This window comes from Longimicrobium sp. (genome assembly GCF_036554565.1).
In the GTDB taxonomy this organism is placed as follows: Bacteria; Gemmatimonadota; Gemmatimonadetes; order Longimicrobiales; family Longimicrobiaceae; genus Longimicrobium.
This window is the reverse complement of the sequence record NZ_DATBNB010000277.1, coordinates 1-2,498: the sequence shown is the minus strand read 5'-3', so window position 1 is coordinate 2,498 and position 2,498 is coordinate 1. Positions and strand designations below refer to the sequence as shown.

At 73.9% G+C, this 2,498-nt stretch carries 1 protein-coding gene; it reads left to right on the top strand.

Annotation, left to right across the window (positions count from 1 at the left end; translation table 11 throughout):
* Nucleotides 1–14 precede the first annotated feature (14 nt).
* Nucleotides 15–2,498, top strand: a 2,484-nt coding sequence (locus VIB55_RS07450; protein WP_331876042.1) for a carboxypeptidase regulatory-like domain-containing protein, incomplete at its 3' end; no start/stop codon positions are given.

Genomic DNA, 2,498 nt, shown 5'->3' with positions numbered 1-2,498 from the left:
CGGCCGAGGTGTACGTGGGGGTGCGGACCGCGCGCAACTGGCAGTCGCGCGGCGAGCCCATCCGGATGGAGGGCATGGTGGTGGACCTGGACGGCAAGCCCGTGGCGGGGCGGCCGGTGCGCGTTCGCGCCGAGCGCATGGCATGGGTGCAGCGTGGCGGCGACTGGGGCGAGGTGGCGCGCGACACGGTGGTGTGCGAATTCGTCTCGGCGGTGAACCCCCGCACCTGCACCTTCCCCACGCCCGAAGGCGGGCGGTACCGCCTGGTCGCCGACGTGGCCGACGAGCGCGGCCGCCCCTCGCGCACCGAGGTGTCGGTCTGGGTTTCGGGCGGCGATCCCATGCCGCCGCAGCCGGGCCAGCAGATGGGGGCGAGCCGACAGGTGCGCCTGCTTCCCGACCGCGAGGTGTACGCGCCGGGCGACACGGCGCGCATTCTGGTGCAGCTTCCCTTCTGGCCGGCCCGCGGGGTGATGACGGTGCGCCGCGCCGGCATCGTCCGCACCGTAACGGTGGCGTCCGACTCGTCCACGCTGCTGCTGTCCGTTCCCCTCACCGAGGCCGACATCCCCAACATCCACGTGCAGCTGGACGTCGTGGGCGCTTCGGACACCATCCCCGGCTCGCGGGGGACGGACTTCGCCACCGGGTCGGCGCTGCTGCGGGTGCCGCCCACCGGCCGCTCGCTCACCCTGACGCCGCTCCCGGCAGACTCCGTCCTCGTCCCTGACGCCCCGGCCTCGGTGTCGGTGCAGGTGACCGACGCGCAGGGCCGCCCCGTGCCCGGCGCCGAGGTGGCGCTGGCCGTGGTGGACGAGGCGGTGCTGGCGCTCACCGGGTACCGGTTCCAGGATCCCCTGGAACTCTTTCACCCCTCGTGGGACGAGGGTGCCACGGACGCGTGGCTTCACCCCCTGGTGCTCAAGCGCACCAGCGGCGCCGGGGTGGTCGCCGGACGCGTCCGCGACCCCCAGGGCCAGCCCGTGGCCGGCGCGCTGGTCATGGCGGCGGGGACCCAGCTGCGTACGACCACGGACGCCGCCGGTGCCTTCCGGCTGGTGGGGGTGCCCGCCGGGCCGCGGACCATCACCGTGTCGCGCGTGGGGATGGGCTCCGCGTCGCGCGAGGTGATGGTCGGGGACGCGTCGGTGCAGGTGGAGATCGTGATGCACCCGGCGACATTGATGCTCGAGGGCGTCGTCGTCGGGGCGGTGAGCGGCCAGGTGCAGCGCAGGGCGGCCCCCGAACAGGTGCGGATCCGTGGGGCGTCGTCCCTTGATCTCCCTCCTCCTCCCGCGGTCGAGGCGCCGCCGCCGCCGGGGGCGCCGCAGCCCGCCATCGCCATCCGCACGAACTTCAACCCGCTGGCGGTGTGGACGCCCGTGGTGCGGACGGACGCAAACGGTCGGGCGACGGTTCCGTTCACCCTGCCGAGCAGCCTTACGCGCTATCGCGTGATGGCCGTCGCGGCGCAGGGGCTGGCGCGGTTCGGGGCGGGCGAGTCGTCCATCACCGTCCGCCAGCCGCTGATGGTGCGCCCGTCCGCGCCGCGATTCCTGAACTTCGGCGACCGGTTCGAGTTCGCCGTCGTCATCCAGAACCAGACCGGCCAGCCGATGACGGTGGACGTGGCCGCGCGCGCGGAGGGCATCGCCTTCACCGAGCCCGGGCGCCGCGTGACGGTGCCCGCGAACGACCGCGTGGAGGTGCGCATTCCGGGCGAGGCGGTGCGCGCGGGGACGGCGCACGTGCAGGTGGCGGCGGTGTCGGGAAGCCGCTCGGACGCGGCGTTCGTCAGCCTGCCCGTCTACACGCCGGCCACAGCCGAGGCGTTCGCGACGTACGGCAACTTCACCGAGGGCGCCGCCACGCTGCCGCTGCAGATCGACGAGAACGACGTGCTTCCCGGCTTCGGCGGGCTGGAGGTGAGCACCTCGTCCACGGCGCTGCACGAGCTGACGGACGCGTTCCTGTACCTGGTCAAGTACCCGTACCAGGGCTCGGAGCAGATCGCCTCGCGCCTGCTGGCCGTGGCCGCCCTGCGCGACGTGCTCACCGAGTTCCGTGCGGAGGGGCTGCCGCCTGCGCAGGAGCTGGCGGATTCGGTGGCGCGCGACATCCAGGCGCTCCGGCGGATGCAGAACCACGACGGCGGCTGGAACTTCTGGCGGACCGAGCGCGAGTCGTGGCCGTACGTGAGCGTGCACGTGACCCACGCGCTGGTGCGCATGCGCGAGCGGGGCTACGACGTGCCCGACGACATGATGCAGCGCGCGATGGGGTACACGCGCACCGTGGACAACCGGATGCCGCGGTGGTACGGGCCCGCGGAGCGGCGGGCCGTGCGCGCGTACGCGCTGTACGTGCGCTCCCTGGCGGGTGAGCGGGTGGGGGGCGAAGTGGCGGTGCTGATGCGCGAGGCGGGTTCCGACCAGCTTCCCGTGGAGGTTGCCGGCTGGCTGCTCGCGGCGTCGGCGGGGCAGTCTGGGGCGCAGCAG